11 protein-coding genes are annotated in these 14,268 nt (G+C 52.5%); 2 read left to right on the plus strand and 9 right to left on the minus strand.

Annotated elements, in window-relative coordinates:
- Positions 1-66: 66 nt before the first annotated feature.
- The 7 genes from dtd to DWZ56_RS02215 form a co-directional block, all read right to left on the minus strand.
- Complete coding sequence (dtd, locus tag DWZ56_RS02180) at positions 67-504, minus strand: D-aminoacyl-tRNA deacylase (protein WP_118554725.1); 438 nt, start codon at positions 502-504, stop codon at positions 67-69.
- A 27-nt stretch (positions 505-531) separates the two neighbouring features.
- Complete coding sequence (locus DWZ56_RS02185; RefSeq protein ID WP_118554726.1) at positions 532-1,647, minus strand: glycoside hydrolase family 88/105 protein; 1,116 nt, start codon at positions 1,645-1,647, stop codon at positions 532-534.
- Between the two features lie 195 nt (positions 1,648-1,842).
- The gene (locus tag DWZ56_RS02190) at positions 1,843-2,217 is read right to left on the minus strand and encodes a hypothetical protein (protein ID WP_118554727.1); all 375 of its coding nucleotides are present in this window, start codon (positions 2,215-2,217) and stop codon (positions 1,843-1,845) included.
- Between the two features lie 291 nt (positions 2,218-2,508).
- Positions 2,509-3,864, minus strand: coding sequence for a glycoside hydrolase family 28 protein (locus DWZ56_RS02200; protein WP_243095020.1), 1,356 nt, complete (start codon positions 3,862-3,864; stop codon positions 2,509-2,511).
- Positions 3,865-3,921: 57 nt separating this feature from the next.
- The gene (locus DWZ56_RS02205; RefSeq protein ID WP_118554729.1) at positions 3,922-5,697 is read right to left on the minus strand and encodes a hypothetical protein; all 1,776 of its coding nucleotides are present in this window, start codon (positions 5,695-5,697) and stop codon (positions 3,922-3,924) included.
- 3 nt (positions 5,698-5,700) lie between these two features.
- A complete protein-coding gene (locus DWZ56_RS02210) occupies positions 5,701-7,047 on the minus strand; it encodes a sulfatase-like hydrolase/transferase (RefSeq protein ID WP_118554799.1) in 1,347 nt (448 codons plus the stop codon).
- A 220-nt stretch (positions 7,048-7,267) separates the two neighbouring features.
- On the minus strand, positions 7,268-7,837 hold the full coding sequence (locus DWZ56_RS02215) for a CDP-alcohol phosphatidyltransferase family protein (RefSeq protein ID WP_118554730.1): 570 nt from the start codon (positions 7,835-7,837) through the stop codon (positions 7,268-7,270).
- A gap of 248 nt (positions 7,838-8,085) precedes the next feature.
- Between DWZ56_RS02215 and DWZ56_RS02220 the strand changes: the two genes are divergently transcribed.
- Entirely contained in the window at positions 8,086-8,628 is a 543-nt protein-coding gene (locus tag DWZ56_RS02220) for a hypothetical protein (protein WP_118554731.1), read from the plus strand.
- 97 nt (positions 8,629-8,725) lie between these two features.
- Here the strand turns inward: DWZ56_RS02220 and DWZ56_RS02225 are convergent, their stop codons facing one another.
- Complete coding sequence (locus tag DWZ56_RS02225; protein WP_118554732.1) at positions 8,726-12,475, minus strand: phosphoribosylformylglycinamidine synthase; 3,750 nt, start codon at positions 12,473-12,475, stop codon at positions 8,726-8,728.
- A gap of 291 nt (positions 12,476-12,766) precedes the next feature.
- Between DWZ56_RS02225 and DWZ56_RS02230 the strand changes: the two genes are divergently transcribed.
- Entirely contained in the window at positions 12,767-13,402 is a 636-nt protein-coding gene (locus tag DWZ56_RS02230) for a GNAT family N-acetyltransferase (protein WP_118554800.1), read from the plus strand.
- A 46-nt stretch (positions 13,403-13,448) separates the two neighbouring features.
- On the opposite strand, the gene DWZ56_RS02235 is transcribed toward DWZ56_RS02230, so the two are convergent.
- Positions 13,449-14,267, minus strand: a complete 819-nt coding sequence (locus DWZ56_RS02235) for a sigma-70 domain-containing protein (RefSeq protein WP_118554733.1) — start codon at positions 14,265-14,267, stop codon at positions 13,449-13,451.
- Between the last annotated feature and the right edge of the window lies 1 nt (position 14,268).

A 14,268-nucleotide genomic window follows, 5' to 3' on the forward strand; every position in this document is an offset into this window, starting at 1 on the left:
AGGCGCGCGGAGATGAAATCTTTCTAAAATTCGTTAAGTTTTTATCTCATGCTTTGAGGTTCCGCCTCATGAATCCAGCACAATGGTGAAGGGACCGTCATTGATCAGATCCACTTTCATATCCGCGCCGAAGCAGCCGTGTTCCACCACTGGAATCTCCTCCCGGCATTTTTCTATAAAATATTCATACAGCATGTTTGCTTGCTCCGGCTTCGCTGCCAGAGTAAAGCCGGGACGGTTGCCATGGCTGCAGTCCGCATACAGCGTAAACTGTGACACCACCAACAGCTCCCCGCCTATATCGCGGATGGACAGATTGGTCTTGCCGTTCTCATCCTCATTGATCCTCAATGCGGCCAGCTTTTTTACCAGCTTATCCGCAGTTTCTTTCGTATCCTCATGGCCCACGCCCAAAAGCACCAGATACCCCCGGCCAATGCCGGCCACCTTTTCCCCGTCAATTGTGACGCCTGCCTGCAGCACTCTCTGTATCACCAAACGCATCCTGTTCACCCTCTCTTTTGCGTATTATCAGATTTCCATGCCTTCACAAAGGGCGATGAGCGCCAGGGACTGACCGTAGGCCATGGGCGCGATCATGATGTTCTTGTAATGCTCCGCATTATCCCCCATGCCGGTGCCTGCGGAAACGTTCAGAACGGTTCCGTCTTCCGCCACGTTGTCGCAGATTGCCGCCAGGGCTTTCTTAGCACAGGGAAGATAGGAATCGTCCACAATTCCCAGCTTGATGGCCTTGATTATGCCGGCTGTAAAGCCAGAACTGCCGGATACCTCCTCATAGCTGCTCTCATCATCCAGAACCGTATGCCACAGCCCGGAAGGAGCCTGCAGCTTTGCCAGGGTGGCGATCTGCGTCCGCAGCGTATCTTCAATATAAGATCTTACGCCGCTGCTTATGCGGTCTCCCACGGTTTCCAGGAAATCGGATGCAGCCACGGTGAACCAGCAATTTCCTCTGCACCAGAAGATGCCGCCGAAATTGCTGTTCAGGTTGAAGCTCCAGCCATGATAGAACAGACCGTTCTTCTTCTCATACAGATATTTGATATGAATCAGCATCTGCTTTACCGCCTCATCTATGTAATCCTGGCGGTCATATCTGACACCCATCTTGGACAGGAACAGCACGGCCATAAACATCGTGTCAGCCCAGATCTCCCCATCGTTTAAATGCACGCCGTACCGGTTTCCGATGGCCGTGGTAACATGCTGGAAACCGCCGTCTTTCGTCTTTGGCAGCTCATGCATCAGCCACTCAGCGCGCTCCATGCACATATTCTCATAGGCCGGCTCATCCACACGGCTGACGAGATCCACCAGCGTCAGGAAAGGCGTTGTGGTGTTTATATTGGAGGAAGGCAGACCGATTTTCCGGTTATCCTCATACCATTTTTTCAAAAACTCATCATACCTCTGATCGCCGTAGAATTTCTGAAGCTTCAGCAGCCCATACAGCCCTACGCCCTGAGGCCAGTCCCATTCCTGTATGCCGAAATCCCTGGCAATCAGCCCTTTTTTATGGGATTCCTTAGAGGTCTTTTTGTCCATCTCCTCATCGGCCTTCCCCAGATTCATCAGCTTGTTGACCACAAGCTCGGCTTTCTCAATTAATCTTTCCCGTTCCATATTAATCTCCTTTTGCGGTTCGCTTTCGCCCGCTTATTCTGTCATTGCAGGCGCTTAAATTATTCTATCAAACGCCTAAGTAATTGTCAATTTTGCCGAACCGGCCGAGGGTGCGGTCCTCATAGGGATGCCTTAACGCCCCTACGGAAATGGGCAGGCTGCGTGCAGCCTGCCCATTTTGTTTTCGGCAGTTTCTCATTCAGTTCTGGAAACGAGTTCACAGTAGACGTATATGTTCTTGATCTTCTTGGCTTCGTTTCCGTAGGCGGTACGTATGACCGGTTGTGTCTCAGAAGGCGTTTCATACAGGCGGAATACCAGTCCGTCCTGCCCCACCTCCATCAGCGCCGGCTCTTTATGTTCAAAATTCTTCTTGTCAATTCCCAGATAGTCATAGATTATGTCTTCGATAGCGTTGTTTGTCAGGCAGCAGATCATATCTTCCTCCGAATGGAGATTCATGATCGCGCTGGCTTCGTCAAAGGTCAGATCCACGAATTTGTATGTTCCATGGCCCAGAAGCTTTGACAGTGAGGTATCATCCAGCAGCATAAACGGATATTTCAGCATACACACCCTTCCTTTCCTGACGTCTGCCCGCATGCCAAACCGCGGGCACCGCATTGACTTTCTTCCACTATACCCGATTCTGCAGTGACTTGCAACAATTGTTAATATAAAATCAGGAATGTCAATTTATAGTCAAACAATTCAGGGTTTATCCACAGACTTTTCCACTTTGTCCACATCTTATGCCCAATATCCACCTGCTTTCCCCACGTTCTCCACAATTTATCCACAGCTTTGTGGATCCGTGAACGGATACATAACAGATCAGACGGCGGGATACCGCCTCCGGCCTCATGCCTCTTCCGCATTTTCAAACCGGCACTGGGTGCAGTTTTCCGTCACAATAAAGCCGTCCCACTCCTTCATGGCAGGCTCCAGGCGTTTCACACGCCAGTTTTTCACGGTGAGCCCGTGAATCCCCCTGGCATAGAGTGCCGGTATGCTGTGAGCATATACATTGCGCTCCGACGGCTGTTCATCAAACAGGCCTCCGGCCTGGGTGCCCTGACGGCACATGGTCATCTCCATATCGCAGATGGTGATATCCTGGACCGGACATCCGTCATCGGCCGCCAGAAAGATACAGGATTCCGATGCGATCCGGATGTGGTCAAAGGAAACTCCGCAGATCCTGCCCGTAAATTCCTGACTGCCTTTCCGGCGCGTATTGGACAGAAAGACCGGTTCACCCTTTCCCCACCAGTCCGGCGCGAAATCACGCCCGCCGGCATTGGCATAACGCCTCACCGCGCCGGTCAGATGATGAATCTGTATATTTTCAACGGTTCCTCCATCCCTGACCCAGATGCCGACAGCCCTGGAGCAGTCCTCGATCACACAGTCGGACAGGATGATATTGCGGATATCCCCATGGGTCTCCGTGCCGATCTTGAGCGCAGAGTCGTGGGAATGCAGCACACACCCCTTTATCACCACATTCTGACAGGGACCGTATTTTTCGGTCATGGGCTTGGTGGTCTTTACCACAATGGCATCGTCCCCTGTCTTGATTATGCAGTCGCTTATCACCACATCCTGACAGGAATCCGGATCTATGCCGTCATTATTGGCGCCTCTCACATTGTTGAGAATCCGTATTCCCCGTATCATTACCCTGCGGCAGCCGGCCATATGCAGGGTCCACAGTGCTGAATCGCGGAAGGTGACTCCTTCTATCGTAAGATCCGTGACATCTTCCAGCAGGGTCATCCTGGTACGAAAGCCGCTGAAATTGAGCGGACACTCACCTGCTCCGTTGTCCGCGCCGTCATCCTTTAAGATCAGACGGCCCTGGCCGTCGATCACACCCCGGCCGGTGATGGAAATATCCTCAGCATGTCTTGCTCCGATAAAGCAGCCACTGTTAAGCTCCAATTCGTCCGTATCAGCGCCCTCCTGCAGAAAATCCTCTTTTTTCAGGCTGCATTTCAGCACCGCCCCCTGATCCAGATGAAGATTTACATGGCTTTTCAGCTCAATGTGTCCGCAGAGATATTCTCCGGCAGGTACGCTCACCGTGCCGCCGCCCTCCTCGCAGGCCGCGTTGACCGCCCGCTGGATAAACGGCGCGTTATTTTCCTTTCCGGTTGACGCTCCGTAATCAATGATATTATGTACTGACATCCCGTTTTCCTCTTTTCTTTCCACTTAAGTGCCGCCTCCACAGTATATTGCAGAGGCGGCAGAACTTCACACCGATATGTGTCAGATGTTATGGGTAACATACACCCTGTTGCCGTCCAGCATATGGTCCCACATGATCTCTGCTTTCTTTCTAAGCTGTTCGACAAAATGAGGGCCGTAGAGGAAGATATCCTCATGTGCTTCATCCGTCATTAGCAGGATCTGTTCCTCGTAGCCGTCCAGCAGGTCCGCCAGCAGGGTAACATTGTCGATCTCGGCTCTTGTTATATTCTGAAATTCTTCAATGCGCCTGTCATCCCTGGTTGGCCAGCGCAAAGACAGTTGTGGAGGTGTCTCGAAGTCCGTGCGGTCAGCCAGTTCCTGGAACTGCACGGCATTTGTTATATTATCGTAAAAGCACTCCTGCACCTTAAGGCGGCGTATCAGCAGGGACAGCTTCTCTGCGTCCATCCGGCTCTCCTTATCCTCCAAAATCTGCTGCAGCAGATCTATGGCCTTATCCATGCTCTTTCTGGCCTGAAAAACGGTCTGGGTGATCAGAAATGCGGAGGTGAATCCCCGCACGCCTTCAATGCCCTGCAGGTTCATGAGATCCGCCGCGTCCTCTTGCGTCAAAGCCTGGAACTGGTATTTTCTGTAGTACTCCTTTTCCTCTTCGGGCAGCTCCAGGGGGAAGAGCAGAAACGGCCGGTTGATCCACCTCTGATGCTGACACCCATACATGATCAGATCCAGCCCCGTATGGGAAAGATGCTTGTAACTCTCATCGATGTGATACCATGCGTCCAGAAGTTTCGGCCCACAGGCGGATCCTGCGATCTCACAGGCGGTATCCCTAAGCAGATCCAGGCAGTCCGCCATGCTGTTAAGCGGCCGGTGAAGAGCCTTCCTGCCGCAGAGAAATGCCTCCTCAAAATCCGATCTGGGCATATCCACCACCACGATGGGCGTGTCTGCCTGCCTGGCCTGCTGCAGGAATCCTGCATAACGCACCATCCGCGGTATCTTTTTTACAGGCTGTTTTGGCGCTCCCAGATCCGCTATGATCGTGATGGGGCGCATGCCGCGGCAGTCCAAGCTGTTCACGATCTGGTTTTCTTTCAGCCTAGGCCATACAGAACCGATCTGCTCCTCCGGCGCCTTGAAATCTATATTGGCGTTGAAATGGATGACCGCGTCCGTGCCGCCCTCTCTGGCGCCTTCCGAAAGCGCGTCTATAAATCCAGCGATGCGGTCGGCCATCATGCGGTGCCTGCAGTGTGACGGACCGTTGGGTCCCACATAGGTGCCCCCGCTCCAGCAGACGCCTCCTCCGCTGTCGTTGCTCATAAAGTTAAAGAAATCTATGCCGGTGCGCTGTACCAGCTCCCGCATGGAGCTGCGGTACATCGAAAGCACCTCCGGATGGTCGATACAGGGGCTGTAATAGGGCTTGGTGGATCTCCTTGGATGGTCGCAGCGCGCCCCCCTCCACTGGGGATGATCCCGGTATACCTCCTCCGGCAGCCAGAAGGGCTCATTGGAAAAAAGCGCCGGGCGCAGTCCGAGTCTCTTTAAGATATCGCAGCGGGCCTGCACCAGCTCCATGCATTCTGCGATATGCTCCTGAGGCAGATATTGCTTAAGCTGCGGCGGGCACACCAGCTTGAACAGCTGGGCATGCCCCATGCTCCAGTTAGAATACGGGTCCTTTAAGTCGCGCTCCCACATCCAGCGGCTTCTGGGCAGGTCTCCCACCATCATGTGGGTTCCGCCCAGTTCCTTCACCTGTCCGGCACACTCTTCAAAATCTTTCAGGCTGTCTGTCGCGACGTGATAGATCACTTTATGTTCCATCGGTTACAGGTTCTCCTCTCCTTCAAAAAGCACTCTCTGACCCATGTTTTCCTTTTCCGCCGGCAGGATCACCGGGGCGGCCTCACCGGCCCTTTCCATGCATGCGATGAGCTTGGATGCCAGCACTTTGCAGACCGGCTCATGGGCCTTGGAATGGATCAGGTTATGCAGTTCATAAGGATCATGTTCCAGATCATAGAGGAAGGTCTCGGTATAGGTATCGCTTCCGGAATCCCAGATCGGATGTTTATCCAGCGCCTCTACCGAATATTTCCAGCGCTTTGTCCGGATCGCCCTGCCCACCTGCGTCTCGCTGATCTGCACGAACACCTCCTGGGGCCATTCCGTCTGCTGCCCGTGAAGCAGCGGCAGGATGGAGCGCCCCTGCATGTCATCGGGAACACCGATACCGCAGGCATCCAGAAGTGTCGGAGCCACATCCACGAGGCTTACCATCTCCCGCAGCTTGCCGCCGCCCGTGAAAGGCCCGCCGTAAAAGGCCATCGGTATGCGGATGGAGCTCTCATGGCAGGAGCGTTTATACTCTTCATTTCTGGTCTTGAAATGGCAGCCATGGTCCGTGGTGAACAGAAGGATCGTGTCCTCCTCTATGCCCAGGCTCTTTAAGGCGTCGCGGACTCTGCCAAGGGCTTCATCCAGACGCTTCACCATACCATAGTAGCCGGCCAGATGTTCCCATGCGGTCCCTTTCAGCGCACCCAGATCCGGCGGCATATAACCGGAAACCATATTTTTGTATACATCCGGAGCCGGGAAATCGTCAAAGCAGTTCTGGAAATGAGGCTCCAGGAAGGACAGGAATAAAAAGAACGGTTTCTCATCGTCCTTGTTCTCATCTATAAACCGGATGGCCGCATCGGTCAGCGCATCCACCCGGTAGCCGGGGAGGTGCACCGGATTGTCGTCATTGTCGTATACCAGCGTATTGTATGCTTGAGAAGTGTGTTCCAATGAGTTGGCTCCCAGCCACCACTGGTACTCTCCTCTCTCTTCTTTTGGCACGGCATGCCGGCCGTTGGCAAGATGCCATTTGCCTATGTATCCGGTGAAATAGCCGGCTTCATTAAAATAATGGGCCATCGTCTTGTGGTCGGGGGAGAGCACCACGCCATTGCGGTAATTGCCGATGGCGGTAGCGTATTTTCCGGTCTGCAGCACGCCTCTGGCCGGGCCGCAGACCGGCTGCGGAGTGAACGCCAGATCCACATGGGTGCCGTCCGACGCCATCCGGTCAAAATTAGGAGTCAGCCCGCATGGGTTATGGTGTGCTCCTGTCGTGTCATAACGCTGCTGATCCGTAAAAAATACCACAACATTTTTCTTTTTCATTTCTGCATTATCCTTTCCCTTTATATATTGGCATGCGCCGGCCCAAACGGTGCCGGCTTGTATACAGTTCATACTACTAATATACATCAATTTGCTGCACTTGTCACTTATCTTGAGTATTTTGGGACTGTCCGCGTAACAATTCAGAGTTACCGCAAACCTCCCACATATGGCGGGTCAGAGTATGAACAGTTTCCCTGGGGCAGCAATAAGGAGCTGCTTACCGCAGCTCCTCTCTCCTGTTCATTTTAATAAATACCGGTATGTACATCGCAAAGCTTCCTATAATCACCGCACAGCATAACGCTGCGATGACAGTCTGCCATATCGCAGGCATTCCCGGGAAAAACAGCATCAGGATCATTCCCGCATACAGCGTCGCGGTACAGATCTTGCCGAACCACATGGCGCCGTCCAGTTTGCGCCCCACACGTTTCATGGAGATCAGATTGGCCGCCAGCAGAAACAGTTCCTTCATAAGCATAACGATAAATACGATGCGGAAAATTTCGACTTTAAACATAACACAGAATGCGATGGCGCACAGGGTCAGCTTATCGGCCACCGGATCCAGCGCCTTGCCAAGCTCCGTCACCATATTGAATTTTCTCGCTATCTTTCCGTCAAAGAGATCCGTGATGCCAGACAGCAATATGACTGCCCCGGCAATCAAATAATCTTTCATCCCGTCAGCCGTACAATAAAAATATACAAAAAGCGGAATCAGCAGGATGCGGAAGTATCCCATGATGTTCGGTATACTGAAGATTTCCTTCTTTGTCAATTTCATGTTCTCACCTCACTGTACCAATACTGCATTGCATTGCGCTATGCAGTACTAGTATTACATCCCAGCCGCACAAATGTCAATATTCATACGCATGTACCCACTATTTTTATGTAAAAATAATTATTTCTTTAGATTCCCGCAATATTACGGCAATATTTGCATTATATACTGAAAACATATAAGTATCCGTAATCCGGCTGCTGCAAAGAAAGCAGCTCTGCATCCGTCAATAAGGGGGAGGAAAATTCGTGAAAGCCTGTACACTATACTATGACAGCGACAGCATCAGATGTTCACAGTTCGCAAGAAAACTGGCGGCATACAACAAAGCCTTCAGCCTGGTTCCGGCCGGCAGCCCGGAGCCGATCACGTTTAACGCCAATGAAGCCGCCGGATTTATATTTATCAGCACCAAGGGGCGGCCTGATCCGCAGATCGAACGTATTATGAGAAATATCGTGATGGGAAAGAACGGATATATTTTTATCCTGATCCTGGGAGGGACCAGAACACTCACCACGATCAAGCATGTGCACGATCTTCTGGCATCCCGCGGCATGAAGCTGGCCAATGCCTATACCGAGAGTTCCCTGAAAAAAATATCCCCGGACGAAGATACTGTTTTCCAAAAGATATCGGTTGACGTACAGGATGAGGTCAAGGTGCTGGACCGGGTACAAAAGGAAGTGGAAAGCCTGCCCACAGCCGAGATCAGAAAGCTGATGCATCAGTATATCCGCGATTATCTCAAAGAACAGCGGCACAGCCGGCATCATAAAGACGTACAATAACCTGCGGCGGTACCAGAACGGTACCGCCGCATTATTATGTCCATTTTTGGATACTGCCAACTAGTACATAGTATACGAGGTATTAAGCCTCTCACATTTATTTAAAGTAAGCTACGCCCGATTCAAAGATCCTGATATCCTGCTCGCCATAGATGTTGACCGCCACACTGTCGCCGCGGCGTTCGCTGTGTGCCATCTTACCGAGAATTCTGCCGTCAGGGCTGGTGATGCCTTCGATCGCACAGTAGGATCCGTTCACATTCCACTCTTCATCCATCGTGGGCTGCCCGTACTCATTCACATACTGGGTGGCAACCTGTCCGTTCTCAAACAGTCTCTTAAGCCAATCCTCACTCGCTACGAAACGGCCCTCTCCGTGGGAAGCGGGGTTGCAGTATACGCCGCCCAGCTCTGCCTGTGCCAGCCAAGGGGATTTGTTGCTGACCACCTTGGTATACACCATCTTGGATACATGGCGGCCGATGGTATTATAGGTCAGCGTGGGGGAATCTGAGGTCTGCTGGCGGATTTCTCCATACGGCACCAGTCCCAGCTTGATCAAAGCCTGGAAACCGTTGCAGATACCCAGCATCAGTCCGTCCCTCTCGTTTAACAGTTTCATCACGGCTTCTTTCATCCTGTCGTTACGGAATGCCGTGGCGAAGAACTTGGCGGATCCTTCCGGCTCGTCGCCCGCGGAAAATCCGCCGGGGAACATGATGATCTGCGACTGGGCAATCGCTTTTTCAAACAGGTCCACGGAATCGCGGATGTTGTCCGGTGTCATATTTTTGAGCACCCTGGTAATCACGTTGGCGCCGGCCCTCTCAAATGCCCTGGCGCTGTCGTATTCACAGTTTGTTCCGGGGAACACCGGAATGAATACGGTGGGTTTTGCGCATTTATTCTTGCAGATATGGACGGAATCCGCACGGTACAGTCCGGTTTCCACCTCTTCTCTGCTGTCATAGGATCTGGTGGGGAATACCTTTTCAAGAGGCTTCGTCCAGCTTTCCAGAAGTTCCTCCAGAGGAAGCTCCACCGCGCGGTATTCGATCCGGCCGGTATCTTCCACCACGCCGATCACGGTATAGCTGCCGGACAGCTCTCCCAGCCTGCCGTCCGCAACTTCCGCGACAATATTGCCCCAGCCTGGCGCAAACAGGTCTTCAGGTGCCACGTTATGTTCGATTCTCACGCCCAGCTTATTGCCGAAAGCCATCTTGCTGACCGCTTCCGCAATGCCGCAGCGCTCCACCTCATAGGCGGATACGATTCTTCCCGCCTCGATATCATCATGGATTCTGCGGTACTGATCCATGGCCTGCTCATATACTGGCAGATCATATTCGTCTTTCTCTATCTCAAACAGCACCAGCTTGTTACCGGCGGCCTTTAATTCCGGAGTGATGACGGTCCTGTCGCTGGCCACATCCACAGCAAAGGATACCAGGGTGGGCGGTACATCCAAATCGTTGAAGGTACCGGACATACTGTCCTTGCCTCCTATGGACGGCAGGCCGAATCCCATCTGTGCGCCATACGCTCCCAGAAGCGCTGAGAACGGTGTTCCCCAGCGGGAAGGATCCTCGGTCATGCGCTTGAAATACTCCTGGAACGTGAAACGGATCTTTGAACAGTCGCCGCCTGCCGCAGCGATCTTTGCCACCGATGACGTAACAGCGTAAACTGCGCCGTGGTAAGGGCTCCAGGAGGAGAGATAGGGATCAAAGCCATAGCTCATCATCGTGACCGTATCGGTCTTTCCCTTTAATACCGGCAGCTTGGCCACCATGGTCTGGGTCTCCGTCAGCTGGTATTTACCTCCGTAAGGCATGTATACGCTGCCCGCACCGATGGAACCGTCAAACATCTCCACCAGGCCCTTCTGTGAGCAGACATTCAGATCGCTGATCATATTCAGCCATTTTTCCCTTACATCTTCCACACCGGTTTTGACAAACGGGCTGCCCGCCCTGCCCGGGATCTCAACAGTCACATCGGTCTCCTGATGGGCTCCGTTGGTATCCAGAAAAGCACGGCTGATATCCACGATTGTATTGCCCCTCCAGTGCATCACCAGTCTGGGCTCCTCGGTCACGGTGGCAACGGCTACCGCTTCCAGGTTTTCTTCCTCCGCGTATCCCAGGAAGGTATCGACATCCTTCGGATCCAGAACCACGGCCATCCTCTCCTGTGATTCGGAGATAGCAATTTCCGTGCCGTCCAGGCCGGCGTACTTTTTGGGAACCTTGTCCAGCTCTATGATCAGGCCGGGCGCCAGCTCTCCGATCGCAACGGACACTCCGCCTGCGCCGAAGTCATTGCATTTCTTGATGATATGGCTCACCTCTTCCCTGCGGAAGAGTCTCTGTATCTTGCGTTCTGTGGGCGGGTTGCCCTTCTGCACCTCCGCTCCGCAGGTTTCGATGGATTCCTCGGTATGCACCTTGGAGGAGCCGGTGGCTCCGCCGCAGCCATCCCTGCCGGTACGGCCGCCAAGGAGCACGATGATATCGCCGGGATCGGAATTAAGTCTCTGAACCGCACGCCTGGGCGCCGCGCCCATGACCGCGCCGATCTCCATTCTCTTAGCCGCATAGTTTGGATGATAGATCTCTTTCACATAGCCGGTGGCCAGGCCGATCTGATTACCGTAGGAGCTGTATCCGCTGGCGGCGCCGCGCACCAGCTTCTTCTGGGGCAGCTTGCCTTTCAGCGTAGAGGATACCGGCACGGTAGGATCGGCAGCGCCGGTTACACGCATGGCCTGATATACATAGGTACGCCCTGAAAGCGGGTCACGGATCGCGCCGCCAAGACAGGTTGCCGCGCCGCCAAAGGGCTCTATTTCCGTAGGGTGGTTATGCGTTTCATTTTTGAAATTGACAAGCCACTCCTCGGTCACGCCGTCGATGGTCACCGGAACTACGATGGAGCAGGCGTTGATTTCATCGGATTCTTCCAGATCTTCCAGCTTGCCCTCCGCGCGCAGCTTCTTCATTCCCATAATGGCCAGATCCATCAGGCAGACGAACTTATCGTCACGGCCGGCGTAGATCTCTCCGCGGTCATCCATGTACTGCTGATAGGTGGACTCGATGGGCGTGCGGTAATCACCTTCGCCGAAGGTTACATTCTTCAGTTCGGTCAGGAAGGTGGTATGGCGGCAGTGGTCCGACCAGTAGGTGTCCAGCACGCGGATTTCAGTCATGGACGGATCCCGGCGCTCCTCTGTAACATAGTAGTTCTGGATATGCTGAAAGTCCTTGAAGGTCATAGCCAGATTTAAGGACGCATAGAGCTCCTTAAGCGCAAGCTCAGGCATGGTGCGAAACCCTTCAAATGTGGTTACGTCGGCGGGATCCTCAAAGACCGTCACCAATGTCTCCGGCAGTTCTGCAGCAGCTTCACGGCTGTCTACCGGGTTGATGCAGTGGTTTTTAACAGCAGCGATCTGCTCGTCCGTCAGTTCTCCGCTAAGCACATAGGTGGTGGCGGTCCTGATGACGGGCTGTTCATCTTCCTTCAATAATTTGACACACTGTTCGGCGGAGTCGGCGCGCTGGTCGAACTGGCCAGGCAGGTACTCTACGGAGAAAATGACATCGGTGGAGGCGTGGGGGAATTCGCCTTCGTAGATTTGATCCACCGGGGGCTCTGAGAAGATCGTGCCTTTGGATTTTTCGTAGGCTTCTTCAGACAGATTCTCGATATCATAACGGATCAGGACCCTGACACCGGTTACTGTTTTGATTCCCAGGTAGCTTTTAATTTCTTCTTTTAGTTCTTTGGCCTTAATTGCGTAAGGTACCTGCTTTTCTACATATACTCTTTTTACGCTCATTGCTTCCTCCCGATGGTTTGGTTTTATTTACGCTTTATGAAAACAGTATACCACACCCTCATTTCCCCATGCAAGTACATTAGTTCAGCGTTTATTCCGGTATTTCTGGGCGTTTTTTGTAAAATAATCCATCTTTATGCCTCTTATAATATACAAAAATGAAAAACAACGCGTTTTTCTAAGCCACACCTTGTTTACATGGATGTTGACCGTGCCGGCCATTTGTGATATGCTCCGAATATGGCCGCAGCGGTCAATCCTATGGAAAGGATCTTAAAAGGCGCAATTATTATGATTAAGATAAGAAATGAACAGGCGGCGGATTATAAGGCCGTAGAAGATATTACAAGGAAGGCATTTTATAACATATATGTTCCGGGGTGTGTGGAACATTATCTGGTTCATATCATGCGTCAGCATGAGGACTTCATACCGGAACTGGATTTTGTAGCCGAGCTCGATGGCCGGGTGATCGGAAATATCATGTATACGAAAGCCAGACTGTCCGATGAGGCCGGGGCAGAAAAAGAGATCCTTACATTCGGTCCTGTCTCTATAGCCCCCGAATATCAGAGGATGGGATACGGAAAAATTCTCATGGAATATTCATTTGATCAGGCGGCGGCGCTCGGTTATGATGTGATTGTCATATTCGGAAATCCGGCTAACTATGTGAGCCGGGGGTTTAAAAGCTGCAAAAAGTATAATGTCTGTCTTCCGAACGGGAGATATCCTGCAGCGATGTTGGTAAAAGAACTGGTATCCAATGCGCTGAACGGCAAAAAGTGGTTTTACTCTGACAGCCCTGTAATGGGAATTACAGAGGAAGAGGCTAACCGGTATGACGATACTTTAGAAAAAATCGAAAAAAGAGTTCAGCCGAGCCAGGAGGAGTTTTACATTTTAAGCCATGCTTTTATTGAATAGGCCGCTGTATCCACTCATCAGATACAGCGGCCTTCCAGCTGTCTATCTATTCATGTTCATGTCCGCATCCGTCTTCATGATGGTGGTGATGATGCCCCTCTTCTTCGCCCGCTCCCAGTCCGGAATCCGCAACCGATATGACATCCAGGGAGATTTTCATGATATCCCGGACTTCTTCCTCTGTCATATGCAGCCGCTCGGCCAGCTCCGCCGCAGTGGGCTCCCTCTCCAGCTCTTTTGCCAGCTCGGCGGAAATATCCATCAAGCGGTTGGCGCGCACCGCGATTTTCTCACCGATGGCGTCCTGCCCGCTCTGCTCTTCAATGGCTTCCAGCATCGCTTCCCTCGCCAGCGGCAGGGAGAACAGCCAGAAATCCCCTTTGGTGAACCGGTCCGCCGCCTCAAGCAGCGCCATGTTGCCCTCCTGGATCAGATCCCCTATATGCACGCCGCGCCCGGCGTATTCAGTGGCCAGATCGCAGATCCTTTTTAATCCGCTCTCAATTACGCGCTGTTTCGCCGCCTCATTTCCCGCGGCCATCGCTTCCGTAAGCGCGCTGGATTCTGACTCGCTTAACGGCTCTATAAGGGCGAGATCCTCCAGATACTGCTCCAGATACCGCTCCGCCTCCGGCTCCAGACGCGCTGCCATCCCTTCACTCTCTTCCTGTCTGGCAGGCATCACTGCTCCTTCCACCAGGATCTTATTAGCGGCCAGATACTGATATAGGAGCTCCATCTGCTCTTCAGCCAGATCCAGATCCGCAAAGTAGCGGCTGATCTCTTCTTTCGTCAGCCTGTTGTCCTGTGCCTCGCCGATCTTTACCAGATCACTCAGCAGTTCTATAAACTGTCCCTGTTCCATA

Source organism: Lachnotalea sp. AF33-28, assembly GCF_003477885.1.
In the GTDB taxonomy this organism is placed as follows: domain Bacteria; phylum Bacillota; class Clostridia; order Lachnospirales; family Lachnospiraceae; genus AF33-28.